At 69.5% G+C, this 26,099-nt stretch carries 28 protein-coding genes; 10 read left to right on the top strand and 18 right to left on the bottom strand.

Annotated elements, in window-relative coordinates:
* Nucleotides 1–12: 12 nt before the first annotated feature.
* The 4 genes from Aco04nite_RS29105 (at nucleotide 13) to Aco04nite_RS29090 (ending at nucleotide 5,115) form a co-directional block, all read left to right on the top strand.
* On the top strand, nucleotides 13–2,058 hold the full coding sequence (locus Aco04nite_RS29105; protein ID WP_213000450.1) for a flagellar biosynthesis protein FlhA: 2,046 nt from the start codon (nucleotides 13–15) through the stop codon (nucleotides 2,056–2,058).
* Nucleotides 2,036–3,763, top strand: coding sequence for a hypothetical protein (locus tag Aco04nite_RS29100; protein WP_213000449.1), 1,728 nt, complete (start codon nucleotides 2,036–2,038; stop codon nucleotides 3,761–3,763). Before Aco04nite_RS29105 ends, Aco04nite_RS29100 begins: the two co-directional genes overlap by 23 nt.
* A 3-nt stretch (nucleotides 3,764–3,766) precedes the next feature.
* Nucleotides 3,767–4,003, top strand: a complete 237-nt coding sequence (locus tag Aco04nite_RS29095; protein WP_213000448.1) for a hypothetical protein — start codon at nucleotides 3,767–3,769, stop codon at nucleotides 4,001–4,003.
* A 62-nt stretch (nucleotides 4,004–4,065) separates the two neighbouring features.
* Complete coding sequence (locus Aco04nite_RS29090) at nucleotides 4,066–5,115, top strand: sulfotransferase family protein (protein ID WP_244876376.1); 1,050 nt, start codon at nucleotides 4,066–4,068, stop codon at nucleotides 5,113–5,115.
* A gap of 24 nt (nucleotides 5,116–5,139) precedes the next feature.
* Here the strand turns inward: Aco04nite_RS29090 and Aco04nite_RS29085 are convergent, their stop codons facing one another.
* The 11 genes from Aco04nite_RS29085 to Aco04nite_RS29035 form a co-directional block, all read right to left on the bottom strand.
* Nucleotides 5,140–6,747: a hypothetical protein gene (locus tag Aco04nite_RS29085; RefSeq protein ID WP_213000446.1), complete on the bottom strand. Its 1,608-nt coding sequence runs from the start codon at nucleotides 6,745–6,747 to the stop codon at nucleotides 5,140–5,142.
* A gap of 292 nt (nucleotides 6,748–7,039) precedes the next feature.
* A complete protein-coding gene (locus Aco04nite_RS29080; RefSeq protein WP_213000445.1) occupies nucleotides 7,040–7,525 on the bottom strand; it encodes a hypothetical protein in 486 nt (161 codons plus the stop codon).
* 7 nt (nucleotides 7,526–7,532) lie between these two features.
* The gene (locus tag Aco04nite_RS29075; protein ID WP_203838114.1) at nucleotides 7,533–7,895 is read right to left on the bottom strand and encodes a response regulator; all 363 of its coding nucleotides are present in this window, start codon (nucleotides 7,893–7,895) and stop codon (nucleotides 7,533–7,535) included.
* The gene (locus Aco04nite_RS29070) at nucleotides 7,892–8,371 is read right to left on the bottom strand and encodes a chemotaxis protein CheX (protein ID WP_213000444.1); all 480 of its coding nucleotides are present in this window, start codon (nucleotides 8,369–8,371) and stop codon (nucleotides 7,892–7,894) included. The genes Aco04nite_RS29075 and Aco04nite_RS29070 overlap by 4 nt, the downstream gene beginning before the upstream one ends.
* Complete coding sequence (locus Aco04nite_RS29065) at nucleotides 8,368–8,745, bottom strand: response regulator (protein WP_239158991.1); 378 nt, start codon at nucleotides 8,743–8,745, stop codon at nucleotides 8,368–8,370. Before Aco04nite_RS29065 ends, Aco04nite_RS29070 begins: the two co-directional genes overlap by 4 nt.
* A gap of 15 nt (nucleotides 8,746–8,760) precedes the next feature.
* On the bottom strand, nucleotides 8,761–9,606 hold the full coding sequence (locus Aco04nite_RS29060) for a CheR family methyltransferase (RefSeq protein WP_213000443.1): 846 nt from the start codon (nucleotides 9,604–9,606) through the stop codon (nucleotides 8,761–8,763).
* On the bottom strand, nucleotides 9,603–10,775 hold the full coding sequence (locus Aco04nite_RS29055) for a protein-glutamate methylesterase/protein-glutamine glutaminase (protein ID WP_213000442.1): 1,173 nt from the start codon (nucleotides 10,773–10,775) through the stop codon (nucleotides 9,603–9,605). Before Aco04nite_RS29055 ends, Aco04nite_RS29060 begins: the two co-directional genes overlap by 4 nt.
* 16 nt (nucleotides 10,776–10,791) lie before the next feature.
* Nucleotides 10,792–11,664 (bottom strand): hypothetical protein, encoded by an 873-nt coding sequence (locus tag Aco04nite_RS29050; protein ID WP_213000441.1) that lies wholly within the window; start codon nucleotides 11,662–11,664, stop codon nucleotides 10,792–10,794.
* Nucleotides 11,664–12,101 carry a chemotaxis protein CheW gene (locus Aco04nite_RS29045; protein WP_203838108.1) on the bottom strand — a complete coding sequence of 146 codons (438 nt, stop codon included), beginning with the start codon at nucleotides 12,099–12,101 and terminating at the stop codon, nucleotides 11,664–11,666. Before Aco04nite_RS29045 ends, Aco04nite_RS29050 begins: the two co-directional genes overlap by 1 nt.
* 1 nt (nucleotide 12,102) lies before the next feature.
* Nucleotides 12,103–14,445, bottom strand: a complete 2,343-nt coding sequence (locus Aco04nite_RS29040; protein WP_213000440.1) for a chemotaxis protein CheW — start codon at nucleotides 14,443–14,445, stop codon at nucleotides 12,103–12,105.
* 79 nt (nucleotides 14,446–14,524) lie between these two features.
* Nucleotides 14,525–15,223 carry a response regulator transcription factor gene (locus tag Aco04nite_RS29035; protein ID WP_213000439.1) on the bottom strand — a complete coding sequence of 233 codons (699 nt, stop codon included), beginning with the start codon at nucleotides 15,221–15,223 and terminating at the stop codon, nucleotides 14,525–14,527.
* Between the two features lie 183 nt (nucleotides 15,224–15,406).
* Here Aco04nite_RS29035 and Aco04nite_RS29030 point away from each other — a divergent pair, with 183 nt between their 5' ends.
* The 3 genes from Aco04nite_RS29030 (at nucleotide 15,407) to Aco04nite_RS29020 (ending at nucleotide 18,098) form a co-directional block, all read left to right on the top strand.
* On the top strand, nucleotides 15,407–16,099 hold the full coding sequence (locus tag Aco04nite_RS29030) for a sensor histidine kinase (protein WP_213000438.1): 693 nt from the start codon (nucleotides 15,407–15,409) through the stop codon (nucleotides 16,097–16,099).
* A gap of 119 nt (nucleotides 16,100–16,218) precedes the next feature.
* On the top strand, nucleotides 16,219–16,716 hold the full coding sequence (locus Aco04nite_RS29025; protein WP_213000437.1) for a CAP domain-containing protein: 498 nt from the start codon (nucleotides 16,219–16,221) through the stop codon (nucleotides 16,714–16,716).
* Nucleotides 16,717–16,802: 86 nt separating this feature from the next.
* Nucleotides 16,803–18,098 (top strand): carbohydrate-binding protein, encoded by a 1,296-nt coding sequence (locus Aco04nite_RS29020; protein WP_213000436.1) that lies wholly within the window; start codon nucleotides 16,803–16,805, stop codon nucleotides 18,096–18,098.
* On the opposite strand, the gene Aco04nite_RS29015 is transcribed toward Aco04nite_RS29020, so the two are convergent.
* Nucleotides 18,093–19,181, bottom strand: coding sequence for a UDP-N-acetylmuramate dehydrogenase (locus Aco04nite_RS29015; RefSeq protein ID WP_213000435.1), 1,089 nt, complete (start codon nucleotides 19,179–19,181; stop codon nucleotides 18,093–18,095). The two genes, Aco04nite_RS29020 and Aco04nite_RS29015, sit on opposite strands and share 6 nt — an antisense overlap.
* A 53-nt stretch (nucleotides 19,182–19,234) precedes the next feature.
* Here Aco04nite_RS29015 and Aco04nite_RS29010 point away from each other — a divergent pair, with 53 nt between their 5' ends.
* The 3 genes from Aco04nite_RS29010 (at nucleotide 19,235) to Aco04nite_RS29000 (ending at nucleotide 22,555) form a co-directional block, all read left to right on the top strand.
* Complete coding sequence (locus Aco04nite_RS29010; protein ID WP_213000434.1) at nucleotides 19,235–19,993, top strand: maleylpyruvate isomerase family mycothiol-dependent enzyme; 759 nt, start codon at nucleotides 19,235–19,237, stop codon at nucleotides 19,991–19,993.
* A gap of 134 nt (nucleotides 19,994–20,127) precedes the next feature.
* On the top strand, nucleotides 20,128–21,534 hold the full coding sequence (locus tag Aco04nite_RS29005; protein ID WP_213000433.1) for a GH1 family beta-glucosidase: 1,407 nt from the start codon (nucleotides 20,128–20,130) through the stop codon (nucleotides 21,532–21,534).
* Between the two features lie 4 nt (nucleotides 21,535–21,538).
* Nucleotides 21,539–22,555, top strand: a complete 1,017-nt coding sequence (locus Aco04nite_RS29000) for a LacI family DNA-binding transcriptional regulator (protein WP_213000432.1) — start codon at nucleotides 21,539–21,541, stop codon at nucleotides 22,553–22,555.
* Here the strand turns inward: Aco04nite_RS29000 and Aco04nite_RS28995 are convergent.
* The 6 genes from Aco04nite_RS28995 to Aco04nite_RS28970 all read right to left on the bottom strand — a co-directional run bounded on the left by Aco04nite_RS28995 (nucleotide 22,552) and on the right by Aco04nite_RS28970 (nucleotide 26,067).
* Nucleotides 22,552–23,367 carry an EI24 domain-containing protein gene (locus tag Aco04nite_RS28995; RefSeq protein WP_213000431.1) on the bottom strand — a complete coding sequence of 272 codons (816 nt, stop codon included), beginning with the start codon at nucleotides 23,365–23,367 and terminating at the stop codon, nucleotides 22,552–22,554. The two genes, Aco04nite_RS29000 and Aco04nite_RS28995, sit on opposite strands and share 4 nt — an antisense overlap.
* A gap of 11 nt (nucleotides 23,368–23,378) precedes the next feature.
* Nucleotides 23,379–23,816 (bottom strand): hypothetical protein, encoded by a 438-nt coding sequence (locus Aco04nite_RS28990; protein ID WP_213000430.1) that lies wholly within the window; start codon nucleotides 23,814–23,816, stop codon nucleotides 23,379–23,381.
* Nucleotides 23,817–23,846: 30 nt separating this feature from the next.
* Nucleotides 23,847–24,734: an alpha/beta fold hydrolase gene (locus tag Aco04nite_RS28985; protein ID WP_438874948.1), complete on the bottom strand. Its 888-nt coding sequence runs from the start codon at nucleotides 24,732–24,734 to the stop codon at nucleotides 23,847–23,849.
* The gene (locus tag Aco04nite_RS28980) at nucleotides 24,731–25,042 is read right to left on the bottom strand and encodes a DUF2516 family protein (protein ID WP_203838097.1); all 312 of its coding nucleotides are present in this window, start codon (nucleotides 25,040–25,042) and stop codon (nucleotides 24,731–24,733) included. Before Aco04nite_RS28980 ends, Aco04nite_RS28985 begins: the two co-directional genes overlap by 4 nt.
* A 66-nt stretch (nucleotides 25,043–25,108) precedes the next feature.
* Nucleotides 25,109–25,570, bottom strand: a complete 462-nt coding sequence (locus Aco04nite_RS28975; protein ID WP_213000429.1) for a hypothetical protein — start codon at nucleotides 25,568–25,570, stop codon at nucleotides 25,109–25,111.
* Complete coding sequence (locus Aco04nite_RS28970; protein WP_244876375.1) at nucleotides 25,567–26,067, bottom strand: helix-turn-helix domain-containing protein; 501 nt, start codon at nucleotides 26,065–26,067, stop codon at nucleotides 25,567–25,569. Before Aco04nite_RS28970 ends, Aco04nite_RS28975 begins: the two co-directional genes overlap by 4 nt.
* Between the last annotated feature and the right edge of the window lie 32 nt (nucleotides 26,068–26,099).

Genomic DNA, 26,099 nt, shown 5'->3' with positions numbered 1-26,099 from the left:
GGAAGGGGGGCCGTGAAGGATCGCAACCTCAGCAGATTTGCCGTACCCATCGGGGTGATCGGCATCATCGTCATGATGGTCGTGCCGTTGCCGACCTTCCTGCTCGACCTGCTGATCGCCACCAACATCACCATCGCGCTGCTGGTCCTGCTGGTCTCGATGTTCGTCCAGAAGCCGCTGGAATTCTCGGTCTTCCCGGCTCTGCTCCTGGTCATGACGCTGTTCCGGCTGGCGCTCAACATCAGTGCGACCCGGCTGGTGCTGCGTGACGGCGACGCCGGCAAGGTGATCCACGCGTTCGGCGACTTCGTGGTCGGCGGCTCGCTGGTCATCGGCCTGGTGATCTTCCTGATCCTGATCATCGTGCAGATGATCGTGGTGACCAAGGGTGCCGAGCGGGTCGCCGAGGTCGGTGCCCGGTTCACCCTCGACGCCATGCCCGGCAAGCAGATGGCGATCGACGCCGACCTCAACGCCGGGCTCATCGACGATGCCGAGGCCAAGCGCCGCCGCGCCGAGGTCGCCGCGGAAGCCGACTTCTACGGCGCAATGGACGGTGGTTCCAAGTTCGTCAAGGGCGACGCGATCGCCGCCATCATCATCACCGTCATCAACCTGGTCGGCGGGTTCGCCGTCGGCATGCTCCAGCAGGGGCTGTCCCCGGCCGACGCGATGAACGTCTACAGCCTGCTGACCGTCGGCGACGGCCTGGTGTCGCAGATCCCCGCGCTGCTGCTGTCGGTCTCCACCGGTCTGATCACCACCCGCTCGGCGACGTCGGGCGACATGGGCACCAGCGTCACCGCCCAGCTCGGCCAGAACAAGCTGGCCCTGCGGATCGCCGGTGGCGCGGCGCTCGGCCTCTGCATCATCCCCGGCCTACCCAAGGTCCCGTTCCTGATCATCGGCGCGACGGTGCTGCTCATCGCGCAGCGGATCAAGGAACCGGACCCCGAGGAGGCGGCCGCCGCTGCCGTGGCCGACGTCGAGAAACCGTCGCCGGACTCCCCCGAGCAGCTGCTCGGTGAGATGCGGGTCGACCCGCTGGAACTGGCACTCTCGCCCGACCTCGTGGACCTCGTGGACACCAACGGCGGCGACCTGCTCGACCGGGTCCGCGCGCTGCGGCGCAAGATGGCGCTCGAGCTCGGCATCATCATGCCGCCCGTGCGTACGCGTGACGATCTGGATCTGCCGCTCTCGTCGTACGCGATCCGGATCTCCGGAGTCGACGCCGGCACCGGCCAGGCGCCGCCCGGCACGGTCCTCGCGATCGGCGACAGCCTGCAGGCGCTGCCCGGGCGCGCCGGGGTGGAACCGGTGTTCGGCCTGGCCGGCAAGTGGGTTCCCGCCGAGCTGCACTACCAGGCGGAGCTCTCCGGCGCGACGGTCGTCGACCGGGCCTCGGTCATCATCACGCACCTCGCCGAGATCGTCCGGACCAACGCCAGCCGCCTGCTCGGCCGCGAGGACGTGCGGTCGCTGACCGAGATGGTCAAGCGCACCCACCCGGTCGTCGTCGAGGAGCTGACCCCGACGCTGCTCAGCCTCGGCCAGATCCAGCGGGTGCTGCAGGCGTTGCTCGACGAGGGCGTACCGATCCGCGACCTGGTCCGGATCTTCGAGTCGATGTCCCTGCGCGCGAAGGTCTCCGCGGAGCACGACGGCCTGGTCGAAGCGGCCCGCTCCGCGCTGGGCCCGGCCATCGCCGCCCAGTACGCCGCAGGCGGCCGGCTCACGGTGATCACCCTCGACCCCATGCTGGAGCAAGGCCTGCTCGAAGCCCTGCGGCCCAGCGAGACCGGTGCCTTCATGGCGATCGACGGGCTGCGTGCCGAGGCGATCGTCAGCGAGGCCGGCCGGCTCGTCGAGGCCGCCGAGCAGTCCGGGATCACCCCGGTGCTGGCCTGCTCCCCGCAGCTACGGCTGCCACTCATGCGTCTCCTGCGCGCCGGTTCCCGACGCGTGCAGGTGCTGTCCTACTCGGAGATCTCTGGTTCCACCGCACAGATAGAAACGATGGGGGTGGTGAACGGTGCCTACGCGGGTGCTGCTTGAGGGGCCGGCCATCGAGCCGTTGCTCGCGCAGGTGCGCGACGAATACGGCTCCTCGGTACGGATCATCTCGGCGGACAAGGTCCGGTCCGGGGGCTTCGGCGGGTTCTTCGCCAAGCAACACTACGAGCTGTCCGTCGAGGTTCCCGACCCCGACGAACACGCCGCCACTCCACGCCGCCCGGCTCCGGCCGACGACGGCCCGCAGACGCTGGAGCAGTTGCTGGCCCGGGCCGAGTCCCGGGACCGGATCGCGCACGACGACGGGCCGGCCGGCATCGACCGGGCCGTGAGCCGGGGCGCGGGGATGGACGACACCGTCGCCGCCATGACCGGGCGCGGGCCCAGTCTTGGCGGGCCCAATCTAGGCGGGCCCAATCTAGGCGGGCCCAATCTAGGCGGGCCCAATCTAGGCGGGCCCAGTCTTGGCGGGCCCGGTCTTGGGAGCGGTCTCGGGCTTGGCGGCGGTTCTGGGCTCGGGGGCCCGTTCAGCGGCGACGGGCCGGTGGCTTCTCGTGGCCTGAGCGATCCGCAGACGGCGTTTGCCGAGCTGATGGCGAACCTGGACCGGGCTGAGGCGTACAACAGGCCGGCTCCGCGCGCCACGGCACCACCACTGCCGCCCGCCGCGGCCGCCGAACCAGAACGGCCGGAAAGCCCGACCGTGCGGCCCTTCCGGCCGGCGCAGGCCACCGGGTCACCGGTCAACGGCGGGTCCGCGGGCGGCGTACGCCCCCTGCCTCCCGTCCCGTCCCTGGCGGAGCTGATGGGCGGTCTCGGGGTGAACGACAGCCCGCAGGTGCCACCGACCCCGGCCGCGATGCGAGCGGCACAGAGCCCGGCACCGCCCCGCACGCCCGCCGAGGCGTACGGGCTGGCCCCGACCTCACCGGCCGCGACCAGCCTGGTCGAGCAGCTCGGCGGGCTCGGCCTGGACCGCCCGGTGTCGGCGATCCCGGCGACGCACATCACGAGCCCGATGGCGCAGCCGCCCGCCACGATCCGGCACCAGCACTACGACACGGTGCAGCAGAACCTGATCAAGGTCGGCATGCCCGAGGAGATGGCGGCCCAGATCGTCGGCGGCGACACGTACGCCGGCGTCCTGAGCGTCCTCGCCTCCCGCCCGATGGCACCGGGTGTCCCGGACGCTCCGGGCGAGATCCTGGTGCTGGCCGGCGACTTCGACCATGCCGTGCCGATCGGCAAGCGGCTGTGCGAGCAGTCCGGGATCGACCAGGCACACCTGCTCATGGGCGGACCGACAGCGGCGGGTACGGGCATGCACTCCTCGCGGATCCTGGGCGACCCGGAAACCGCCAGGACCAAGGCGGAGAAGCTGCAGAGCGCCGATCACGCGTGGATCGTCGTGGTGGACGCGACCGTGGGGCGTACCGATCCGATCTGGGTCACCGACATGTGCGCGGCGATCGGGGCGACCGCGGTGTGGGCGGTGGTCGACGCCACGCGCAAGACCGCGGACACCGCACGGCATCTGCGCGCTCTCGGCGACGTCGAGGCGCTGGTCGTCCATGGGGTGGACATCACCTCGGACCCGGCCACCGTGCTCGGCCTGGACCTGCCGATCGTCTCGCTGGACGGCAAGCCCGCCACCCCGCACTCCTGGGCTGCGATGCTCTGCGCCCGGATCGCGGCGGACGTGGTGCCGATGGCTGCGCTGCCCCGCCGGCCGGCCCGCCGGGGCTGACCCGTGATCCGGCCCTCCGTCCTGGCGTTCGCGCTGTTGATCAGCGCGCCGGCGCTGTATCGCTACGTGCTCAACGAGGTCGACATCGGCGAGGTGCTGCTGCGCTTCCTCATCGCCGTGCCGATCGCCGCGATACTGCTGGCCGGCCTGCGTTTTGTCACCGCGGGGTACGGCAGGACGGAGGAGCCGGGGACCCGGGTGACGCCGACACCCGGTCCCTCTTCCGCTTCGGAAAGCTAACCTTTGCGACACGCGTTGACAATTAGTTAACAATCGGCATTTCGGGCAATATGGTAAGTCCGGTGAGCGACTGCCCAGACCGACCGATCATCGTCGTCGGCTGCCCACGCTCGGGCACCACGATGCTGCAGCTCATGCTGCATGCCCACCCCCGGATCGCGATCCCGCCGGAAACCCGCTTCGTCCTGGCGGCCTACCGGGACCGCCGCGAACACGGCGACCTGCGCCGGCCGGAGAACCGGCGAGCCCTCGCCCGGAGCATCGTCGACCGGCGCGAAACCCGCTTCTGCGACCTGGGCCTCGACCCCGAGGACACCGTCGAGCGCATCACCGCCGCACAGGCCACCCTCGGCTCCGCCCTCGGCACGATCTTCCAGCAGTACGCGGCCCGCTTCGGCAAACCGCGCTGGGGCGACAAGCGGCCGGCGTACCTCCACAACATCGACATCATGCTGCGCCTCTTCCCGGACGCCCAGTTCGTCAACATCGTCCGCGACGGCCGCGACTGCGTAGCCTCTCTGAAGGAAATGTCCTGGCACCGCAAGGACATCTACGCCACGGTCGCCGCCTGGTCCCGCGCCGTCGACGACGCCCGCCGCGCAGCCCGCAGACTGAACTCGTCCCAGTGGTTCGAACTACGCTACGAGGACCTGGTCGCCGACCCGCACGGCCGCCTCACCGAACTCTGCGAATACCTCGGCGAGGACTACCACCCGGCCATGGCCCAACCCTCAGCCGTCGCGCAGGTCGCGGTCCCGACCTTCAAAACCTGGCACGCGCGTACGCACACACCCGTCACCACGCAACGCGTACGCAGCTGGCAGTCCCGGCTGACCGCCGAAGAGATCGCCCTCTGCGAAGCAGCCCTCGGCAGCCGCCTCGAAGCCAACGGCTACGAACTCTCCACCACCACCCGCCCCCCAACCGCCGACCTGCTCCGCTACGGCTGGTCAGCAGCCCCCCAACGCCTCGACCCCGCCCGCCAGACCCTCAGCCGGGCCGCCACCCGCCTCCGCCGCGACCAGAACCTCGCCCACCTCCCCACAGCCGCCCTCACCACACCCCCGGAACAGGGGGGCGCCCACCGCCGCATGGACGCCACCCAACCCTGACCCGTGCCGACCTTCTCGGTCCCCTCAATCCAGCAGCCTGGTCACGCCTCGACCGAGCGGGTCGCCCACCAGGGCAAGCGAATTCTCCGCCCGCGCGGCCAGTTCCAGCGGTTCGAGGCCCTGCGTCAGCGAGGCATGCACGAGACGGTCGAGGCCCGCGCCGACCAGCGGCGCAGCCGTTCGAAGCGCAGCCTCAAGAGCAACCGCCGCAGTGGTGCCGCCGTGAGCAACGATGTTGCGCTGCCTGTACAACCGCCGCAACACGCCTGAGTACACGAGCTGCACGTCAGCGAGCTCCCGGTGCGGGCTCATCAGCAAATTCGCCATCCGCTGACGGGCCGCAACGTCACTCGCTCTCGTCAGCGCCGGCTGGCCGGGCGTGCTGAGCACCCCGACCAGCACGTCGCAGCGCTCAGCGTTGCTCTGTGCGTTCGCAAGAGCGAGGCTCAATTCGTCGGGCTCCGGCGGCTTGTGGCGGTAGGACAAAGCAGTGAGTTCAGCTCGCGGCCAGGAGCAGGCCACCAGAGAGGCCATGCGGTCGGCCGCCACCGCACGACCGGCACTCGGGTCGCTCTTGTCCCCGGGGTGGTACATCAACGACTCGATCGCCGCCCATGCCCCCGACACCGCCGACGCGGGTGGGCCGCCATTGACAGGCGCCGCCAACTCCAACGCGTCGTCCAGACGATCGGAGCCGGTGACCGAATACATCGTCCGCTCCCGCTGAAGAGCCAGAACGTCCGCGCCACGGGCTGGAAACTGCACAGGCAACGGCTCGGGATAATTCCCGACCCACACCCGCCCGACAGGCTGTAGCCGGTCCCTGCCGGTACGCGCGAAAGAGCTCCGCGCTTCCAGCCTCAACACCAGCGCCCCAGCCTTGCGCGCAGCCGCCACCGCGTCCTTGGCCTGAATCCGATAGAGAAAAGCCCCATTGTGCCGCGGGCGGCTTGCCACTCCCTGGCCTTCGAACCAGGCTGCCACCACGGGCGCCGGGCGCCACTCCGGTAGCCATTCCGCCAGATCTTGATGATCGGGCAGAGACACGAATGGCACCAGCACCTCGAATTCGCTGTCGTCGAGCGCGGCGAAGTCGGCGGCTTCCTGAAGGAGATCCCGAAGGCTGACACCCGGAAGCAACAGGGCATCGCGCACCCATCGGTGCAGCCGGCCCGAACTCCAGCCGCGATCCAGCAGGTGGGTCGCCACGGCCCGCGCGAGCCGCTCAGGTGATGGCGGAGCAACGACCTCCACCGCTGCCATCCACCGCGCCAGGTAACCATCCGTAACCAGCGGCATGAGCTGACGCAGACGCCGCCGCTGCTGGCTGTCAGGGGCCAAACCGGAACGCAGCAACTGGGTCAACTCTTTACGGACCATGCCGTCACCAAGCCCGCGGTCAGGGCCGAGTATTCGCTCGAGAGTGTGGAGATACCACGACACGGCACCCGCGGAGAGAACCTGCTGACGTTGCCAGTCACCGGCTTCCCACGCTTCCTCCAGCGCGAGGACGCTGCTGACGTCCCACAATCGACGCGGCCACGGCGTCGTATCCGCGAAGAAGTCGAGAAGCCTGGCCGTGACATGAGCACCGTAGGGGGAGCCCAGCGGCGCATCCAAGTTGCTGGGCATGTCAGTCACCCGATGCTAGGGTGGGTGGCAGAGCTGGAAGCTCGACGACTAAAGCTGGGGAGCCGCCTCTTTGAGGCCGCTCCCCACTTTCTTTCCCTGGACTGTCGCATCGTGCGCCGATGCATCGCAGAGGGTTGTCACTAGTCAAGTGCATTCGACCACGTTAGCGATGCCGTAGCTGCACACGCCCTCCAGGCGCTGCCAGATACCGGACAGCGATGGTCGTCACACATGCGGAAGGGCCAGGGCCGTGTTGCTCGGCCCTGGCCCGTTCTGCGAGTGGGTGTCGCGGTCAGGCCAGTGACAGCGAGAATTTTCCCTTGCCGTAGCGGGCGACCTCGATGGTGAGGTCGAGCCGTTTGCCCAGGGCGAGCAGGTGCGCCCGCGCGTCGTTGGGCAGGTCCATGCCCGGGGTGATCACCTGGTAGAGCTTGATGTGCGGGGCACCCTGGCGGTTGAGCAGGCTGGTCAGGACGTTGCAGAGTTCGAAGACGTTCTCGGCGAGGTTCGGGAAGAGCTTCTTCTCGTCGATGGCGTCCTCGGCGGCGCCGGCGGGGAGCAGGCCGAGGGCCGCTCCGGCGTTCGCCGCCAGGGAGAGTTGCATGCCCAGCACCGCGTAGAGCTGCTGGGAGGTGTCCGTGTAGATGGCGAACACGCCCGTCGGCAGGTCGGTCGCGGTCATGGGGTCGCCGGAGGCGACGGTGACGTCCCTGCCGAGGAGGTCCTCGAAGAGGTTCTTGACGGTCAGGGCGACGGGGATAACCGAGGTGTCAGACATAGCTATATCATCCCAAAATAGGAGAGAAGACCTCGTCGAATTGCTCTGCTGTGAACGGCTTGACGATGAAGAAGGCCGAGCCCGCGCTCTCCGCGGCGCTCTTCATCTCCTCCGTGCACTCGGAGGTGACGAAGCCGAATTTGACGTCGTTGCCCGCGGCGCGGAGCTTGCGCAGGACCTCGATGCCGGTCATCTCGGGCATGTTCCAGTCCGAGATGACCAGGTCGGGCTTCTCCGCCTGGGCCTTGTCATGGGCTTCCTGGCCGTCGGCGGCCTCGACCAGGTCGTGGCCGTCGAATCCGGCCTGGCGTAGCGTCCGGGTCACGATCTGACGCATGACCCGGCTGTCATCCGCGATCAGGATTTTCATGCCGCCTCCCCATGCTTGACGCTCTGCCACATCGAAATAGAAATGCTCTCGCCCTCCCACTGACCCCACAGGCCGCTGATCCGCTCGGCGGCCGGGTAGTACGACGCGGTCTCGGGAGCCAGGACCACGGTCGGCAGCGACAGGAAGCAACCGGCCGGCAGCATCGCCTTGACGTTGCCGCCGACGATGTTGGCCAGCTCGCCGAGTACGTCGGAGATGTCCTCGGCGCCGACCTCGTCGGCGTCCATCGCCAGGAAGGCGGCGGCGGCCCTGCGGGCGGCCAGCATGGACGACGCGTACACGAGGTGACCGTGCCAGGTCCCGGTGATCGAGACGGTGGAGTGCACCTCCGTGGCCTGCTTGTCGTCCCCGGTGGGGATCAGCGGGCTGACCCCCTCGGGGTCCAGGTAGGACGCCCAGACCTGTTCCACCATCTCGGCAAGGTCGTCCTGGGTCACCACGGTTTCGACGCTCATGAGTTCGCTCCGGTCGGTACCAGGCCCAACAGGGCCAGCTTCTCGATCATCGCCCCTTCGGTGAAGGGCTTGATCACGTATTCGTGGGCGCCCGCGGCGAGCGCCCGGACGATCTGGCTCTGTTCACTCTCGGTGGTCACCATGACCAGGGTCATCTCCCGGAGCCGCGGCTCCGAGCGGACCTTGGTCACGAACTCGAGCCCGTTCATGTTGGGCATGTTCCAGTCGATGAGGGCCAGTTCCGGCACCTCGGTCATCGTGGCGAGCAGGTCGAGGGCCTCCTGGCCGTCCCCTGCCTCCACCGCCTCGAAGTTCAGTTTGGCGACGATGCGCTTCAGAATCATCCGCATCGCCCGCGAATCGTCGATCACCATGGCGCGCACCGCAGCTCACCCCTTCCTAACGGCACCGGCTGGTACCGCGCTTCGAACTCGGTAGGCAGAGGTCCGGCCGGCTGCCACCCGTTCGTAGTTGTCATCGATCCCGATCGTCGTCTCGGCCGCACCGAGGAAAAGCCAGCCGTCCGGTCGAAGTAACCGGGCGACGTTACGCAGCACCGACTTCTTCGTCGCGACGTCGAAGTAGATGAGTACGTTTCGCAGAAAGATCACGTCGAACGGCGCCATGGCCGGTAGCGGCGTGGTCAGGTTCATGTGCTTGAACGAGACGTTGCGCCGCAGGTGCTGCGCGATCCGCCAATGGGCGCCGGCGCGCTCGAAGTACTGCACCAGCTGGCTCGCGGGCAGGCCGCGGTTGACCTCCACCTGGCTGTACTCGGCCGCTTCGGCCCGCTTGACCATCTCGGTGGAGATGTCACTGCCCATGATCTCGTACTGCCACCCGGCCGGCAGCTGTTCCTGCAACGTGATGGCCAGGCTGTACGCCTCCTGCCCGCTGGAGCTCGCCGCGGACCAGAGCCGCAGTTTGCGGGTGGTGGCCCGGCTCTTGACCAGGTCGGGCAGCACCACGTCGGTGAGCGCGGTGAACGGCTCCCGGTCGCGGAACCACGAGGTCTCGTTCGTGGTCAGCGCGTCGATGATCCGGCGCTGGTCGGCCGGGTTCGGCTTGCGCTGCAGATTGGCCAGGAACTCGGCGACGCTGGCGGCGCCGACCTGCCGTGCGACCGGGATCAGCCGCGCTTCGACCAGGTATTCCTTGCCGGGCGCGAGTACGATCGCCGCTTCACGCCGGACCATCGCCGACACGAATTCGAAGTCGGACTGCGAAAGGGTCATCGGGTCACCGCCGTAGCTCGTGGTGCGCGGCCGGCCTGGACCCGTTGGATCAGCGCGGCCGCGATCCGGTCCAGGGGCAGCACTTCGTCGGCGAGGCCCGCGCCCACGACGGCCCCGGGCATCCCCCAGACCACCGAGCTCGCTTCGTCCTGCGCCAGGACTTCGGCGCCTGCGTCACGCAGCACCTTCGCACCACTCCGTCCGTCGTATCCCATGCCGGTCAGCACCGTCGCGAAGACGGACGCCCCGAAGAGCGCCGACACCGAGCGGAACATCACGTCGACCGCCGGACGGCACGAGTTCTCCGGCGGCGCGCCGCTGAGCTGGGTCAGCGTCGCGGTGCCCCGGCGATGCAGCACGAGGTGCTTGTCGCCGGGAGCGATATAGACAGTGCCGGGCGCCAGCTCCATGCCGTCCACAGCCTCGACGACGTGCAGCGGGGTGCTGCGGTCCAGCCGCTCGGCGAACATCCGGGTGAAGACCGGCGGCATGTGCTGGGTCACCACGATCGGTACGGGCAGGTCGCTGGGCAGCGACTGGAGCACCTTGGTCAGGGCGTCCGGACCGCCGGTCGACGAGCCGATCGCCAGGATGTCCACCCGGCCGGCCGGTCCGCGCCGGACCGGAACCGCCGGTGCGCCGGCAGGACGCGCCGGGGGCTGCGAGCCGGGGCGGGGCGGAAGACCGAGTCGCCCGGGCATGGGAGGTGGCGCTCCGGGCCGGGACGGCGCGTTGCCGAGACCCGGCCGGCTCGGTGCCACGGTGCGGCGGCCGGCGAGTGCGTGGATCTTCGGTATGAGCTGCTCCCGCACAGCGGCGATGGACTGCGCGACGGAACCGACGTTGCTCGGTTTGGTCACGTAGTCCGTCGCGCCTGCGGAGAGCGCCTCCAGCGTCGCGCTCGCCCCGGCGGCCGAGAGCGTGCTGAACATGATCACCGGTAGTCGTGGGTGCCGCTTGCGCAACTCCCGGACAGCCTCGATGCCGTTCATCTGCGGCATCTCGATGTCCATCGTGACGACGTCGGGCTTCAACGAGTCGATCTTCGCCTGGGCCAGCAGCCCGTTGGCGGCGGTGCCGACCACCTCGATGTCCGGGGCGCCGCCGAGCGAGTCGACGATGAGCCTGCGTACCACCACGGAGTCGTCGACGACGAGCACTTTGATCATCGATACCCTCCGTCCCTCATCCGAGCCAGGCCGGGCCGAGCGCCGCGATCACCGGGGCCAGCAGCCGGTGGGCGGTTGCGGTGTCCAGCAGGTCGCGCACGACCAGGGCCTGGACAGCGCCGCTGAGCATGTTCCAGACGCCGCCCGCCCGCTCCGCGAGCGGAATGGCGGCGGTGTCGATCGCTTGCACGAGGAGCATCTGCGCTGCCGCGGCGGTGCGGACGCGATCCGACAGGTACGCCGCCCACGACGCCGAGTGCACCGCCGGCGACCACCCTCCGGCGCTCTTGCGCGAGTCCTCCGCCGACTGCCCGAGCCGGGCCAGGTCCCTCGGCGTGATCGACCGGAGCCGGTCGAGCAGCGCCGATACCGCGTAGTGGTGCGGTCCCAGGTCGATCGGCTTGCCGACCGGCAGTTTGCGCACCGCTGACACCCAGCCGGCCCCGAGCATCCGCCGCGTCGAGTCGTCCAGCACCTCACGCAGGTAGCTGGCGACCGCGGCGTCGCACAGCAGCGCGGTCGCCGCGGCGGCCTGCTCCGACTGCTTGGCGTCGCGGCCGCTGCCCTCCCAGGTCCAGGCCATCACGTCGTACCGGAGGCAGGTGAGCAGCGAGTCCACCGAGCCGATCGGGGCGCGTTCGACCAGGGCGAGCGAACTCGCCGGGTCGTCGGCCTTCATCCCCTTCAGCGACGGCAGCTTGCGTGCCGCGCCCTCCACCTCGACCCAGAGCGGCCCGCGTACGCCCTCGTCCGGCAACCGCTCGGCGAGGATCGGCAGGTCCCCGAGGCTGAGGCGCAGGGCGCGCAACAGCACCTCGGCGGTCGCCGATCCGCCCTTGAGGCGGGTCAGGTCGAAGCCGAGAACGGGGGCACTGACGAGGCTGTACATCAGGTGGTGGCTCGATACGTATCGACAGCCTGGGTCACGTCAAGGGCCAGCATCAGCCGCCCGTCGAGCTTGAACGTGCCCACGACGAGCTCCCGGGTGTGCCCGCTGAGCGTGTCCGGCGGCGGCTCGAACGCGTCGTCGTCCAGGTCGACGACCTCGCCGATGCGGTCGACGAGCAGGCTGACCGGCTCGCCGTCGCCCCGCAGGATCACGTTCATCTTCGGGCCGGCCAGGGTCTGCCGGGGCAGGCCCAGCTGCACCCGCAGGTCCACCGCCGCGATCACCTGACCGCGCAGGTTGAACAGCCCGCCGACGGCCGGCGGTGCGAGCGGCACCGGGGTGTACTCGCTGTAGGAGAGCACCTCCTGGACCGTGTCGACCTCGACTCCGAAGAGCTGCTCGGCCACCTCGAAGGTGGCGAACTGACGGCTCGCCATCTCAGGCCTCCACCAGTTCGTCGGCGGTCATCTCGCGGTAGAAGTTCGGGTCCGCGGCGAGGATCGCGCGGCGCACGTCCAGCAGCTCGGTCACCCGTTGCTGGATGACCGCGGTGCCGACCAGGCCGTCCTCCTCCACGTCGCGTCGCGCCGTGGTGGAATTCTCGGCGATGTCGACGATCCGGTCCACGACCAGCGCCACGCTGCGGCCTCCCTCGCTGTAGACGACCACCGACACGGTGTCGCCCTCTTCCGCGTCGCTGTACGCCCCGAGCACATGCGACAACCGCATGAGCGGCAGGATCTGGCCGCGGTACTGCACGACCTCGCGGGAACCGGCCTGCTCGATCCGGCTGCGCGGGAACTCCTCGAGCCGCGTGACCGTGTCGAGCGGGATCGCGACCCGGCGTTCGCCGACCGCGGTGATGAGCAGACGCTCCCCGTTGGTGGCCCCGGCCGTGGCGCGGGAGGTGCCGAGCGTGTTCTCGCGGTCGCCTTCGGCCGTGAGGTGCGAGCGGCGGGCGAGCTGCGACACGTCGAGGATCAAGCCGACCTTGCCGTCGCCGAGGATCGTGGCGCCGGAGTAGAGCCCGATGTCCTTGAAGCGGCTGTTGAGCGCCTTGACCACGACTTCCTCGGTGTTGAGGACGCGGTCGACGACCAGGCCGAAACGCCGCCCGTCCGCCTGCAGGACCATGATGTAGACGCCCTTGTCACCGCCGACCTCGAGGCCCAGCGTGCGGTCCAGGCGGACCAGCGGGAGCAGCTTGCCGCGCAGGCGGTAGACGGGCGCGCCGGACGCGTACTCGACCTTCGTGGAGTTGCCGTCGATGTAGACCAGCTCCAGCACGGCGATCTGCGGGATGACGTACCGTTGCTCGCCGCAGTCGACCGTGAGCGCCTGCACGATGGCCAGGGTCAGCGGGATGTTGAGCCGCCAGACCGTGCCTTCACCCAGGGTCGAGTCGACGCTGACCGCGCCGCCGATCCGCTCGATGTTGGTCTTGACGACGTCCATGCCGACGCCGCGGCCGGACACGTTGGTCACCTTGGCGGCGGTGGAGAAGCCGGGCTGGAAGACCATCGCCATGATCTCGCGCTTGTCCATGCCGGGCACCTGCTCCGCGCGGAGCAGACCCTTCTCGACAGCTTTCTCGGCGATCCGGTTGACGTCCATGCCGGCACCGTCGTCGGCAACTTCAACGGCGACGTGCCCACCCTCGTGGTACGCCCGGAGCGTCAACGTCCCCTCAGGACTCTTACCGGCGGCGATGCGCCGGGCCTCCTCCTCGATACCGTGGTCGACGGCGTTGCGTACGAGGTGGGTCAGCGGGTCCTTGACCGCTTCGAGCAGGGAGCGGTCGAGCTCGGTCTCCTTGCCCTCCATCACCAGCTCGACCTTCTTGCCGAGCGACTGGCTGAGGTCCCGGATGACCCGGGGCAGCTTGGACCAGATGTGCTCGATCGGCTGCATCCGGGTCTTCATGATGCCCTCTTGGAGTTCAGAGGTGATCATGCCGAGCCGCTGGGCGCTGCGGACCAGACCGGAGTCACCGGTCTCCATGACGCCGCGAACGAGCTGGTTACGCGCGAGGACCAGCTCGCCGACCATGTTCATCAGGGTGTCGAGCAGGTCGACGTCGACCCGGATCGCACTGTCGGCGACGCTGCGCTTCGGGGCCTGGTTCTGCAGGGCCTCGGAGACCGCGGCGGGCTGCGCCTTGCCCTCCTCCAGCAGGATCGTGCCGAGCTTGCGCTCGTCACCCTCCAGCTGGGACTGCAGTGCGGAGCCGACGTCGGCGGGCTCGGCCGCGCCGGATTCGACGAGCATCTCGCCCAGCGGGCGGCGCTGATCCTCGACCGGCTCGGGCGCCGGACGGGCAGGCACCTCCTGCAGCGGTTCAGGTTTGTCGGCCTCCGCGGCCGGCGTGGCCGGTGCTGCCGGCGCATCCGAGGTCGGGGCAGCCATCTGCGCGTGGACCGCGGTGATGATGCTCTCGACGTCAACTCCCTCTTCGGAGTTGTTCTGCTCGATGGCTTCCAGGAGGTTACGGACGCCGTCGATCGTCGCCAGCAGCGTGGTGATCGTGGTCGGCGTTACCGGCTGAACACCGTCGCGCAGCCTGGACAGCAGCGACTCGCCCGCGTGTGCCAGCGTCTCCAGCCGGCCGAAGGCCAGAAAGCCGCTCGTGCCTTTGATCGTATGGATCGCCCGGAAGATACGGGAGATCAAGTCACGCGATCCGGGTTCCTGCTCCAGTGCCACGAGGTCCCGGTCGATCTGGTCCAGGTTCTCGTGGCTCTCCATGAGGAATTCGCCGACGATCTCGCCAAGGTCTTCCAACGCCCTACCTCCTGCTCGTTTCCCAATGCCCTCATCGACCTGCGAGAGCTCCACCTGAGGACACCCGGGCGGCTACCGCTCAGGCGTCTCCGCCGGACCGGCGGTAGCGGTAACCGAATCCGCGTACGGACTCGATCGGGGACTCCTCGGGATCCGACCAGCCGAGCTTTCGCCGCAGCCGCAGTACCGCGAACTTGACGCGTTCCTGACCGATGCCCGTCGGGTCGTCCCACGCCTGGGTCAGCAGCTGGTTGGGGCTGAGCACCGCCCCGGCATGCCGGACCAGCGCGTTCAGCAGCCGGAACTCGGTCGGGGTGAGGCGTTTCTCGTCACCCTTGACGTAGACCCGGCGTTTCGTCGGGTCTAGATGGACCAGACCGTCGTCGTAGATCTGGCTGGCCCAGCTGTTCTGCCCGCCGGACGAACGCCGGAGCAGCGCCTCCACCCGGGCCAGCAGTTCGTTGTTGGCGAACGGTTTGGTCAGGTAGTCGTCGGCCCCGCCGCGCAGGCCGCGGACCTTCTCGGCTTCCTGTCCGTGGGCGGTGAGGACGAGCACCGGCACGTCGGAGACGTCCCGCAACCGCTCGAGCACCTGCCAGCCGTCCATCTCGGGCAGGCCGACGTCGAGCACGACCAGGTCGGGATGCTCGGCGTACGCCTCCTTGAGTCCGGTTCGCCCATCGCCGGCGTGGGCCACCTCGTAGCCCGCCCGGCTGAAGAGCAACCGCAGGGCCAGTGCGATGTCCGGGTCATCCTCGACCACGAGCAACCTGCTCATTGAGCTCACCACCACACCCTTCGCCCGCGTCGCCTGACGCGGCTGCCCGCCCGGGCGGCACGCCCTCGGTCGCGGGTCAGCGTCTTGCTCACGCCCCCCGCAGCCGCGGGTGACGAAGATGAAATGTCCAAAACCCACGATAGCGTTACGTGTCTGTTCATATACGGAAAGTTATAGTTCAGCGTGCGAACCCCCACGAACACCTTCGCGCTGCAGGCTCGCTTCCTCGCGGTGATCTCCCACGAGCTGCGTACGCCGCTGACGACGATCGCCTCGTTCACCGAGAGCCTGGACACGGACGATCTGGCGCCGATCGAGCGCTCGATCGCGCTGGCCGCCGTACGCCGTAACACCGACCGGATGCTCGCCCTGGCCCAGGATCTGATGGTGGTCAGCCGGCTGCACAGCGGCGATCTGGAGCTGCGGCCCACGGACATCGACCTCGGGGCGCTGATCCGGGAGGCCGCGGACCTGCTGGCGAGCGGGGAGCCGTACACCGCCGCCACGGTCGAGGCCACCGCCGGACCGACGATCAAGGCCGACGCGCCCCTGCTGCGCGACCTGTTCTACGCCGTGGTCGGGACGGTGGCCAGCGGGGCCAATGACCGCTGCGCCGCGGTCAGCGCGGTATCGGAAGCCGGCGGCTGGGCGGTCACGGTCACCGCGCAGCGCTCGGAGGAGCTCACCGACGAGAGCCTGATGTCCGGGATGCTCGCCGATCCGGAGCCGCCGCACCGGCGACGCAGCACCGCGCTGTGGATCCTGCTCGCCGAGGCGATCGCGGCGGCGCACGGCGGAACGGTCGAACTGACCTACGAGCCCGAGACGGGCGCCGGGGCACAGATCCGCCTACCCCTGACCATCCCCACAGACTGACACAGCAACCCTGCCGTACCGCCGGAAACAATGAAAGAAGGGACGGACAGCCGGAAAGCCAGGTCCGATACGTTTGCCGGGCGAACAGGGACCCGGCCTTGGACCGGGAGGCAAGTACCGTGTTCGACCTCGTACGCCGCATCACCCTTGCCGCGGCCGTGCCGGCCGCAATCCTCGCTGCCACCGCAGCACCCGCGCGGGCCGCGATCAATCCGGATGCCCAACCGACCACCGAGCAACTGCTGATGGCGCAGGTGGTGGATCGTACGAACGAGCAGCGCGCGATCGGCGGATGCCAACCGTTGAGCGTTGATCCGGAGTTGATGATCGCCTCGGTCCGCCAGGCCCACTACATGGCGGCGACCGGCGACTTCAGCCATCGGGGCTGGCGTGGATCGACGTTCGAGACCCGTTCGAAGGCCATCGGCTACGAGGCCCCCGCGGCAGAGAACATCGCCTGGGGGTACCTCAGCCCGGACCGGGTCGTGGCGTCCTGGATGGCGAGCCCGCCGCACCGCGAGAACATCCTGAACTGCGATGCCCGGTCGTTCGGGGCGGGTGTGCAGCGTGCGGTGGACGGCACCTACTACTGGGCTCAGGTGTTCGGCTACCGCTGAATCAGATCGATGCATTGACATATCCGGGCGCGAGCGGTTCTCTTAGTTAGTTTTATTAACGATCGCTCGCGCCCCGGAGAGTCCCCATGCGCCGATCCCGTCTCGCCACCCTGGCCGTCACCCTCGCGGTAACCGCCGGGGTGACCGGATTCGTCACCCTCACCTCCCCCGACGCCCAGGCGGCGACCGCCTCGCGCATCCCCCAGCACGTGTTCGCCCCGTACTTCGAGGCGTACAACGGCGACAGCCTGAACACGCTGTCCCAGCAGTCCGGCAACAAGTTCCTGACCATGGCCTTCGTACAGACGGCCACGGTGGGCTCGTGCACCGCGTACTGGAACGGCGACACGTCGATGCCCGTCGCCAGTTCGACGTTCGGCTCCGATATCAGCGCCATCCGGGCGCGCGGCGGCGACGTCATCCCGTCGTTCGGCGGGTACGCAGCCGACAACACCGGCACCGAGATCGCCGACAGCTGCACCAGCGTCGACTCGATCGCCGCGCAGTTCGAGAAGATGGTCACGACGTACGACGTGACCCGGATCGACCTCGACATCGAGGACAACTCGCTGACCCGCAGCGACGGCATCGACCGGCGCAACAAGGCGATCAAGAAGGTGCAGGACTGGGCAGCCGCGAACGGGCGGCTGGTCGAGTTCAGTTACACCCTGCCGACCACCACGCACGGGCTCGAGGCGAACGGGCTCGCGGTGCTGCAGAACGCGGTGGCCAACAACGCCAAGGTCGACATCGTCAACATGATGACGTTCGACTACTACGACAACGCCGCGCACAACATGGCCAGTGACACGATCAGCTCCGCCAACGGGCTGGTGACGCAGCTGCGTACGCTCTACCCGGCCAAGACCACGGCCCAGCTGTGGGCGATGGTCGGCATCATCGAGATGATCGGCGTGGACGACTTCGGGCCGGCCGAGACGTTCACCATCGCCAACGCGCAGACCGTCACCACCTGGGCGAAGACCCAGGGCATCGCGGCGCTGTCCTTCTGGGCGCTGCAACGCGACAACGGCGGGTGCCCGGGTGGCGCGGCGGCCGACAACTGCTCCGGGATCGCTCAGAGCACCTGGCAGTTCAGCCAGATCATGCAGAGCTTCACGTCCGGCGGCTCGACGACAGCGCCGCCGAGCACGCCGCCGAGCACGCCCAGTTCAACCCCGCCCAGCACCCCGCCGACGAGCAAGCCGACGACCCCGCCCACGACCAGCCCGCCCACCGGGACGGCGTGGACGCCCAACACCGCGTACACGGTCGGGCAGATCGTGACCTACGGCGGTAAGCGCTACCAGTGCCGGCAGGCGCACACCTCGATCGTGAGCTGGGAGCCGCCGAACGTGCTCGCGCTCTGGCTCCCGCTATAGAGCGCAGTTCACCAGGACGGGTTCGGGGTGCAGCACGACCCCGAACCGGTCCCGGACCCCGTCGCGGATCTCCCGGGCCAGATCGAGCAGCGCCTCCGTGGAGCCGCCACCGCGATGGGTGAGCGCAAGGGTGTGCTTCGAGGAGATGGCCACGCCGTCACGTCCGGCGTACCCCTTGGCGAAGCCCGCCTTCTCGATCAGCCAGGCGGCCGGGACCTTGACCGTGCCGTTCGGCGCCGGCCAGCTCGGCGGCTCACCGGCATCGACCAGCCGATCCTGCACCTCGGCCCACTGTTGCGCGGAAAGGACCGGGTTGGTGAAGAACGAACCCACGGAACGCGTGTCGAGATCTTCGGGATCCAGGACCATGCCTTTACTGGCACGCAACTTCAGGACCGTTTCGCGTACGCGATCAGCACCCACCCGCTCCCCGATCTCCACTCCGAGCTGCCGCGCGAGTTCGGCGTACCGGACAGGCGCTGAGACCGTGGCATCGTCGAGCCGGAAGTCGACCTCCAGGACCAGCCAACGGTCGTTGTTCTTGAAGACGCTGGACCTGTACGCGAAGCCGCACTCGGGCAGCGACAACTCCTTGACCTCGTCGGCTTCCCTGTCGTACACGTGCACCGCCTCGATGGTCCGGGCGACCTCCGTGCCGTACGCGCCGACGTTCTGGATCGGGGTCGCACCCGCGGAGCCCGGGATGCCGGACAGCGCCTCGAGCCCGGCGAGCCCGTCCCCGAGGGTCGTGGCCACGAACTCGTCCCACGGCTCGCCGGCGGCCACCCGCACCAGGACACCGCGTGAGTCCCGCTTGACGATCTTCACCCCACGCGTACGCAGGAGGAGCACCGTGCCCGGGAAGCCGTCGTCACCGATGACCACGTTGCTGCCACCGGCGAGGACCAGGACCGGTTCACCCCGGCGAGCCGCGGAGCGTACCGTTGCAACCGCTTCGTCCGGTTCGGACGCGACCGTCACCGCGCCCGCCTTGCCACCGAGGCGTAGCGTCGTGTACGCCTCCAGCGAACTGGCATGCACTGCGGATGCGGTCGCGGGGGAATCAGCACTAACGTCAGGCACGACGTCCACCCTAGGGGACGTACAGGTAGTCCTCCTCCAGCGGGAGAAGCTGAATGAACAGGCTCAACGCGACGAAGGACTTCTGGCTGGCGGCGCTGCGCGCCGATGGCCCGGCGTTTCAGGACGCCGTCGCCGAGACCGGCCCCGAGGTCACCGTGTCCGCATGTCCGGGTTGGACGGTGGCCGACCTCGTCGAGCACCTGACCACGGTGCTGCGGCAGGTCCGGGAGACGGCGCCACGCGGCGTCACCGACCGGCCCGAGGATCCCGACAAGCCCCCGCGGGCGCCATGGCCGGAGGCGCTGGACGCTCTGCGCCGCGAGCTGACCGGCACGGTCGAGACGCTGGACGCGCTCGATCCCGATCTGCCCGCCTGGTCCTGGCCGGCGCAGGCCAAGAAAGCGGTGTTCTGGCAGCGCCGGATCGCCCACGAGGTCTCGGTGCACCGCTGGGACGCCGAGGCGGCCGCCGGGCGAGCGACCGCGATCGAGACCAAACTCGCCGCCGACGGTGTCAACGAGGTGCTCGACACCTGGCTGCCGGCCGGGCGCCGCAAGGGTCCGATCGATCTGCACGGCGTGGTGCACCTGGTGGCGACCGACGCGAGCTACGAGTGGTTCGTGCGACTGCGGGGCGCGGGTATTTCGCTGCTCGACACGGGCACGATCCTCGACTCCGACGATCATCACCCGCGCGCCGAGGCCACGGGCACGGCGAGCGACCTATTGCTCGCTTTGATGGGCCGCGTCGAACCAGACATTCTTCACATTGTTGGCGATCCGCGGCTGATTTCCGCGCTGCGAGCAGGCTGAACAGTCGGTTCCGCAACTTCCGGAGGGTTCCCGGGAAGGTGTTTGGCCGTACGCTGGACCGGTTAAGTTCGGCGCCCCCGGGGCCGGTCGCAGCCGACCGGCAGCGGCGGCCTTCACGCAGGGAGCGGTGACGCATGACGGCAACCGTCGAGGTGGAATCCAGCGGCGAGCCACGGACAGCGGGGCTCCGGTTCCCGGAGGGCTTCGTCTGGGGTGCGGCTACCGCGTCCTACCAGATCGAGGGCGCGGTCAACGAGGACGGCCGCGGCCCGTCCATCTGGGACACGTTCAGCCGCACACCCGGGCGGGTCCATCGCGGCCACACCGGTGATGTGGCGTGCGACCACTACCACCGCTACGTCGACGACGTGGCGCTGATGAAGGACCTCGGGCTCGCCGCCTACCGGTTCTCGGTCGCCTGGCCGCGCATCCAGCCCGACGGCACGGGCCCGGTCAACACCCGCGGTCTGGACTTCTACGACCGCCTCACCGACGAGCTGATCGGCCAGGGCATCGACCCGGTCGTCACCCTCTACCACTGGGACCTGCCGCAGACGCTGCAGGACCGCGGCGGCTGGACCAACCGCGAGACCGCAGAGGCCTTCGCCGAGTACGCCCAGATCGTCCACGCCCGCCTCGGCGACCGGATCAACACCTGGACCACGCTGAACGAGCCGTGGTGCTCGGCCTACCTGGGGTACGGCAACGGCGTGCACGCCCCCGGCATCCAGGACCCGGGCTCGACCTTCAAGGCCGTGCACCACCTGCTGCTCGGGCACGGGCTCGCCGCGCGGGCACTGCGCGACGCCGGCGCCCGGACGGTCAGCATCACCCTGAACCCGACGGCTGTCGCGCCGCTCGACCCGGCCAACCCCGGCGACGTCGACGCGGCCCGCATCGTCGACGGCGTCGGCAACCGGATCTTCCTCGAGCCGCTGTTCAAGGGCGAGTATCCCGCCGACGTCCGCGAGATCATGGCGCGCTTCGGCGACCTCGACTACATCCACGACGGCGACGAGGCGATCATCAACGCCCCGATCGACGTGCTCGGCGTGAACTACTACACGCCGACGTACGTATCGGCCAAGCCTGGCACACCGGCTGCCCTGGACACCCCGGGCAGCGAGGGCATCGCGTTCCGCAAGCCGGTCGGCCCGATCACGGACATCGGCTGGCAGATCGAGCCGGCCGCGTTGACCCGGCTGCTGAACCGGATCCACGACGACTACGGCGTGCCGATGATGATCACGGAGAACGGCGCGTCGTACGGCGACGGGCCGTCCGCGGAGACCGGTGAGGTGCACGACACCGACCGGATCGACTACTTCGACGGGCACCTGCGCGCCTGTCTCGACTCCCTTTCCCACGGGGTGGACCTTCGGGGATACTTCGCGTGGTCGTTGATGGACAACTTCGAATGGGCCGAGGGCTACAACAAGCGCTTCGGTCTCGTGCACGTCGACTACGCGACCCAGGAGCGGCTCCCCAAGCAGAGCGCCAAGTGGTACAGCGCGGTCATCCGACGGAACGGTCTGGAGTGAGTTGATGGTGACGCGGGAGCGGCCGACGCTCGAAGCGGTGGCCCGCAGGGCCGGGGTGTCGCGTGCGACCGTCTCCCGCGTCGTCAACGGTTCGACCACGGTCGCGGTGGCCATCCGCGACGCGGTCAAGCAGGCGGTGGAGGAGTTGGGCTACGTGCCCAACCAGGCCGCGCGCAGCCTGGTCACCCAGCGCACGGAGTCGATCGCGCTGATTCTGCCCGAGACGGCCAACCGGGTCTTCTCCGACGATCTGTTCTTCCCCGCGGTGATCCGCGGGGTGAGCACGGAGCTCGAGGCGGCCGACAAGCAGCTCGTCCTGATGATGGCCGGTTCGGCCGCGAGCCACGACCGGGTCGAGCGGTACGCCATGGCCGGCCACGTCGACGGCGTCATGTTCGCCTCGATGCACGGCGCCGACCCGCTGCCCGGCACGTTGGCCCGGCTCGGCATCCCGGTGGTGTGCAGCGGGCGCCCGATGACCCCCACCGAGCTGCCGGTGCCCTACGTGGACGTCGACCATCTGGGCGGGGTCGCCGCGGCAGTGCGTCACCTGCTGGCCACCGGCCGCCGCCGGATCGCGACGATCGCCGGGCCCCAGGACATGGTCGCGGGCATCGACCGGCTCGCCGGATACCGCATCGCGCTCGCCGAGGCCGGCCTGAGCGAGCAGGTCGCGATCGGCGACTTCACCCGCGAGTCGGGCATCCGCGCGATGCGGGTCCTGCTCGACGGCGACCCCGGGCTGGACGCGGTCTTCGTGGCCTCCGACATGATGGCCCACGGCGCGCTGCAGGCCCTGCGGGAGGCGGGTCGCCGGATCCCGCAGGACGTCGCGGTCATCGGCTTCGACGATGTCGAGATCAGCAGGCTCAGCGACCCGCCGCTGACCACCGTCCGGCAGCCGATCGTCGACATGGGACGCACCATGGCACGGCAGATGCTCGGCGTGATCGACGACCGGCTCGACGTACCCGCCGCAGTGGTCCTCCCCACCGAGCTGGTCGTCCGCGCCTCCGCCTAGATCGACGCCACCCGCTCGATGGAGGTAGGCAGGCCGAACACCTTGCGGGAGAGCAGGGTGGAGCCGGCGACGGCGGCGGGCATGAGCAGCACCGCGCCGAGCGGGATCAGGAAGCACAGGAAGACCGCGACGCCGAAGCCCAGCGCGAGTGGCCGCCGTTTGCGCAGCTCCTCGCGGCGATGCTTGAGGCGCTTGCCGCGGCGTTCGAAGGGGACCCCGGTCAGCTCCAGGGCGAGCAGCCAGCCACCGACCGCAGCGCCGATCACCGGAATCACCGTCTGACCCACCACCGGGATGAACCCGCCGAGGAACAGCGGGATGCCGACCGCGATCGACAGGCCGATCAGCCGCAGCGAGTCCGTCAGGCTCCGGCGCAGCGAATGCAGCAGCCGCACCTCGACCTCGTCGGGAACGCCTCCGTAGCGACGCTCCACCAGGCCGGAGATCTTCTCGTAGAAGGGGTCGCCGATGAGCAGCGTCACCGCGGTGAAGGTCAGGACGCCGAGCAGCCCGGACAGGCCGATCAGCGCGGCGCCGGCGATCACCCGGATCAGGTCCCGCCACACCGTGGACCAGCCGTCGGCGAACCAGGTCACCGCCGCGGCCAGGTCGCCGACAAACGCGATCAGCGCGAACAGGGCACCGGTGTAGAGGACCCCGGCGAGCAGCGCGGGCAGCAGGCCCAGGCCGAGCAGGCGCGGGGAGGCGATAACCAGACCGAGGCCACGGCCGAGCAGGCCCGCCCCGGTGAAGAAGTCACGGGCGGCGCCGCCGGTCTGCTGGGCCGCGGCTCGGAGCGGAGAGTCGGTCACGGCCCGTGAGACTAGCGCCTCAGGAACAGTCCGCCCAGCCAGGAGGGGGCAGGTTCCGAAGTTTCCGACGGCGAGGGCGACGCGCTCGGCTCGCTCGGGGTCGCCGAGGTCGGGGTCGGCACCGGCGGTTCGGTCAGCGTCGGTGCCGGTGACGTGGTCTCGGAGGTGGCCGGCGCGGGGGACGACGGCGGCGCGCTGGGGGCGACGCTGGTCGCTACGGGTTCGATCACGGAGACCGGTCCGGACTCCGATCGAGGTGAGGTGGTGGCCTCGGCCGTGGGGTGGTCGACCCGGACCGGGGCCGCGCCGATGCCACCCGCTCCGCCCGGTTCCGCGCTCACGATCGCCGGCGGGGCCTCCTGGTGACCCAGGGACCAGCCGAGCACAACCGCGAACGGGAACCCGAGCAGCACGATGCCGAGGAAGACTGATTTCGGGGTGAGCCGCACGCCATTAACACCGCTCGAACCCGCGAAAAGTTACGGCTTGTTCAGGAACGTGGAGATTCGGTCCCGCAACTCCTGGCGGTTCGTCCACAGCACGGACGGCCGGTCGTACACGTGCAGCTGCGCGTCGGGCAGGAGCTCGGCGAGCTGCTCCGCCCAGGGAACGGGATGCACCTCGTCGCCCTGACAACCGATGACCAGAGCCTTCCCTGTGTACGCCCGGAGCGCCCCGACATCCGCGACAGCGGGCTCCCGCCACAACGTCTCCAGCTCGGGCGCGAGCCCGTCCCGCAGCAGTTGCTCGACCCGGTGACGCAGGTAGCTCCACCCGGTCGGGGTGTCGCGAACAGCGTTGGGCAGCTCCTCCTCGACCGCCCACGCCACCGCCGCGGCCTCGCCGGACTCGACCGCGGCCAGCAACCGCGTCAACCGCTCCTCGGCCGCCTTGGGGCGCACGCCGTCCAGCGGCGCCGGGAGGTAGCAGACGATCCGCTCGAACCGCCCGGGATCCTCGGCGAGCAACCGGCACAGCGCACCCGCACCCATGCTGACCCCGACGGCCCGGGTCGCCCCGGCGTTGTCGGCGACCGCGCGCAGGTCGGCCGCGAGGTCACCGAAGCTCCACGGCCCGGGCGGCGCCGCGGAGCGGCCGTGGCCCCGGAAATGGAAGAAGACCCGGCGGCCGAGGACGGCGCTGCCGAGCGGACGGGTGCCCGAGATGTCGCCGGCGAGCCCGTGGGCGAAGACCGTGACCGGCTCGCCCGTGCCGGTGACCAGCTGCTCGATGCTCGCGCCGTGCGGAGTCTCGATGAGCTGGGTCGGCGGTGCCGGGAGTGTCGGCCGGCCGGTCCGCGGCGCGGAGGGTCCCGGGCCGTGCGCCCGTGGGCCACCGTCCGGGGGTGCCGGGCGGCGGAACCTCACCAGAAGCCCTTGCCGTCCGACAGGTCACGCAGGCCGGGACGGACGTCGAGCAGGTAGATCAGGGCAGCGGCGATGCCGATCAGCCCGAAGATGCCGGTGGCCCCGCCGAGCAGGGTGAGCACCATGCAGACCGCGAGGATCGCGAGCCAGGCACCCTTGGGCAGGGTGCCGATGGCCTGGAACCCGTCGCCGCGCTGTGTGACGCAGTGGATGAAGGCGACGGCCTGCACGACCATCGATCCGATGACAACGAGCACGTCGATGTAGAACTTGACATGGCCATAGAACAGCGGCGCGCTGGAAATCATGTCGACGATTCTATGCCGCGGGCCCCCGCTTTCACGGGGGCCCGCTGATCAAGGTCGTGTCGCCGATTACTCAGCGGCCGGCTTGGTGACGCGCTTGCGGGGCTTCACCGTCGCCGGGGTCGGGGTGGTGGCGGGCTCGATGGCGGCGGCCGGCTCCTCGGTGGCGAGCATGTCGGCGTTGACCACGTCGGCGGCGTCGACGACGCCGGTGCCGACGACGCGCTCGCCCCGGGCGACCAGCGTGGTGTAGACGGAGACCGCACGCTCCTGCGCCACCTGGGCGAAGGTGAGGGCGGACGTGGTGGCCGTGCTGCGCAGCCTGTCGAAGTCGGTCGTGCCGGCCTTCTCCCGCAGCGATCCGGCGGTGGTGGTGGCGGTGTCGTTCGCGGTCTTCAGCGACGCGGCAGCGCGGTCACTGAGCTCGCTCACCACGGCGGGGAGCTTGCGAAGCTCCTGCCAGGCGAGGTCACCGGCACCGGCGGCGGCGTAGAGCGGGGCAGGGAAACGGGTCTTGGTCTGCTCGGTCACGGTTTCTCCTCGGGCTGAGTGCTGGTGGTCTGCGTTTTCAGGAGCTCCGCCTTGATGGCCGCGTCCTCATCCGGGACCTCGACCTCGCCGGTGGCGGGATCGGGCACCGTGGCGCCGGCATCAGCGGCCGCGGCAGCGTCGTCGGCGGCCTGGCGGGCATTCTCGTTGCGGAACGTCTCGTAGATCTGGGTCAGCGACTGCTTCTGGGCGATCGTCAGATCGGGGTCGACCGCGATCGCCGCGATCACCCCCTGCTGACCTTCCCCGTCGAGAAGGCCGGCGCGCAGGTACATCGCGGGAGTCGACACCCGCAATGCGCTGGCCAGCTGTTGCAGCACCTCGGCGCTGGGCTTGCGCAGCCCCCGCTCGATCTGGCTGAGGTAGGGGTTGCTCACCCCGGCCCGGTCGGCCAGCTGCCGCAGCGAGATCTTCGCGGTCTGCCGCAGGTCGCGGATGAACGTCCCGACGTCCTGGGGCAGATCCTTACCGGTGGCCATGAATCGAAGGTAGCGCGGGGTGCTAACTCTTG

The sequence above is a fragment of the Winogradskya consettensis genome (genome assembly GCF_018332715.1).
In the GTDB taxonomy this organism is placed as follows: domain Bacteria; phylum Actinomycetota; class Actinomycetes; order Mycobacteriales; family Micromonosporaceae; genus Actinoplanes; species Actinoplanes consettensis.
Note: the sequence above shows the minus strand (reverse complement) of the source record. Positions and strands in the feature narration are given on the sequence as shown.

Bases quoted from the DNA above. Each gene is read 5' to 3' on its own strand.
- Aco04nite_RS29085 (WP_213000446.1), bottom strand. From the start codon at position 6,747: ATGCCCAGCAACTTGGATGCGCCGCTGGGCTCCCCCTACGGTGCTCAT.
- Aco04nite_RS29080 (WP_213000445.1), bottom strand. From the start codon at position 7,525: ATGTCTGACACCTCGGTTATCCCCGTCGCCCTGACCGTCAAGAACCTC.
- Aco04nite_RS29075 (WP_203838114.1), bottom strand. From the start codon at position 7,895: ATGAAAATCCTGATCGCGGATGACAGCCGGGTCATGCGTCAGATCGTG.
- Aco04nite_RS29070 (WP_213000444.1), bottom strand. From the start codon at position 8,371: ATGAGCGTCGAAACCGTGGTGACCCAGGACGACCTTGCCGAGATGGTG.
- Aco04nite_RS29065 (WP_239158991.1), bottom strand. From the start codon at position 8,745: ATGGTGATCGACGATTCGCGGGCGATGCGGATGATTCTGAAGCGCATC.
- Aco04nite_RS29060 (WP_213000443.1), bottom strand. From the start codon at position 9,606: ATGACCCTTTCGCAGTCCGACTTCGAATTCGTGTCGGCGATGGTCCGG.
- Aco04nite_RS29055 (WP_213000442.1), bottom strand. From the start codon at position 10,775: ATGATCAAAGTGCTCGTCGTCGACGACTCCGTGGTGGTACGCAGGCTC.
- Aco04nite_RS29050 (WP_213000441.1), bottom strand. From the start codon at position 11,664: ATGTACAGCCTCGTCAGTGCCCCCGTTCTCGGCTTCGACCTGACCCGC.
- Aco04nite_RS29045 (WP_203838108.1), bottom strand. From the start codon at position 12,101: ATGGCGAGCCGTCAGTTCGCCACCTTCGAGGTGGCCGAGCAGCTCTTC.
- Aco04nite_RS29035 (WP_213000439.1), bottom strand. From the start codon at position 15,223: ATGAGCAGGTTGCTCGTGGTCGAGGATGACCCGGACATCGCACTGGCC.
- Aco04nite_RS29020 (WP_213000436.1), top strand. From the start codon at position 16,803: ATGCGCCGATCCCGTCTCGCCACCCTGGCCGTCACCCTCGCGGTAACC.
- Aco04nite_RS29010 (WP_213000434.1), top strand. From the start codon at position 19,235: ATGAACAGGCTCAACGCGACGAAGGACTTCTGGCTGGCGGCGCTGCGC.
- Aco04nite_RS29005 (WP_213000433.1), top strand. From the start codon at position 20,128: ATGACGGCAACCGTCGAGGTGGAATCCAGCGGCGAGCCACGGACAGCG.
- Aco04nite_RS29000 (WP_213000432.1), top strand. From the start codon at position 21,539: ATGGTGACGCGGGAGCGGCCGACGCTCGAAGCGGTGGCCCGCAGGGCC.
- Aco04nite_RS28980 (WP_203838097.1), bottom strand. From the start codon at position 25,042: ATGATTTCCAGCGCGCCGCTGTTCTATGGCCATGTCAAGTTCTACATC.
- Aco04nite_RS28970 (WP_244876375.1), bottom strand. From the start codon at position 26,067: ATGGCCACCGGTAAGGATCTGCCCCAGGACGTCGGGACGTTCATCCGC.